This window comes from uncultured Campylobacter sp., from assembly GCF_938045465.1.
Taxonomy (GTDB): Bacteria; Campylobacterota; Campylobacteria; order Campylobacterales; family Campylobacteraceae; genus Campylobacter_B.
This window is the reverse complement of the sequence record NZ_CALIBF010000156.1, coordinates 1-1,437: the sequence shown is the minus strand read 5'-3', so window position 1 is coordinate 1,437 and position 1,437 is coordinate 1. Positions and strand designations below refer to the sequence as shown.

General features: G+C 53.9%; 1 protein-coding gene. It reads left to right on the top strand.

What is annotated here, in order from left to right; translation table 11 throughout:
- A partial coding sequence (locus tag Q0413_RS07445; protein ID WP_298988361.1) for a beta-ketoacyl synthase N-terminal-like domain-containing protein occupies window positions 1–1,311 on the top strand: 1,311 nt, incomplete at its 5' end.
- Window positions 1,312–1,437: the final 126 nt, after the last annotated feature.

The following is a 1,437-nucleotide window of genomic DNA, read 5'->3' as shown; positions in this document are numbered from 1 at the left end:
GCTACGCGCACGAACGCTCTGGCGCTTTACGCCTGCCTCGGCGTGCAGGGGCAGATCGAGCAAGCCGTGCAAAAATTCGGCGCACACCGCGTAGGCGTGGTGTTTGCGACCACCAATACAGGCGTGCAGGAAAACTATGCGGAATTTTTCGCTTGCAGCAAAGACGCGGGAAATTTTATCTCGCAAGACGGCGAAAATCCCACGCCGCGCAGTGAAATTTCTACTGCAAACGGCGAGAATTTCACCAAAAATTCAAAAAATGCAAACGATAAATTTAAAAACTTCTGCTTTGAGCGCAACTCCCACGCAAACCCCGCAAATTTTATCCGCGAACGCTTCGGGCTAAAATCCGTCGCGATCGGAGTTTCGAGTGCGTGTACCAGCGGAAACAAAGCTCTCATCGAAGCTTCGCGCCTCATCTGCGCGGGACTTTGCGACGCGGTCGTATTCGGCGGCGCCGACGCATTAGACGAGCTCACGCTACAGGGCTTTAGCGCGCTTGAAATTTTAAGCGAGCAGCCGCTAAAGCCATTTTCAGAGGCGCGATCAGGCACAAATCTAGGCGAGGGAGCCTGCGCATTCGTGCTTTCGCGCGAGCGTATAAGCGACGTCGCGCTTTTGGCTCACGCCGCAAACTCCGACGCTTATCATATCACCAAGCCCGATCCAGGCGCGCGTATGCAGATCACGGCGATCAAAACCGCGCTAAAATCGGCGAAGCTGCAAAGCGTGGACTACGTAAATCTGCACGGCACGGGCACTGCGGCCAATGACGCGATGGAGGCCTTGGCTATGAGCGTCGCCCTGCCCTTAGCGCCCGCAAGCTCGTCCAAATGGGCGACCGGACACACTCTGGGCGCAGCGGGGGCGATCGAGCTTGCCGTGTGCTATGAGGCGATCAGACAGGGCGTGATCCCGCCGAATTTTACGAATGATAAAATTTGGCGCGGCTCGGAGGCTGAAATTTTTCGCGGCGCGCAGGCGCGGCACGGCTCGAGCGATGAAATTTTAGACGCCGCGAACGATCAAATTTTATGCAGCTCGGGCGATGAAATTCTGCAAAACGCGCAGGGTGAAATTTCAAAAAACAATGCGGATGAAATTTTGGCTGCGTCTAAAGCTGTGCAAGGCGCGGAAGATAAGATTTTAAAAGACGCTGCGGATCAAGCTTTACAAATGAGCGAAATTCCGACTGCGCTGTCTAAATTTAATCTCGCATGCGAAGCCAAAAAAGCGCGCGTAGATACCGCGATGAATCTAAATTTTGCTTTCGGCGGAGACAACGCCGTAACCATAATAGGACGCGTATGAGAGCCTCTAGCATCCTCCCGCAGAGGGGATATATGGTCTTCGCGGATGAAATTTTAGAGGTTAGCGACGGGTATGCGAGCTGTGCGTTTAGCGTTAAAGAGGACTCGCCGTTTACCGAAGACGGCA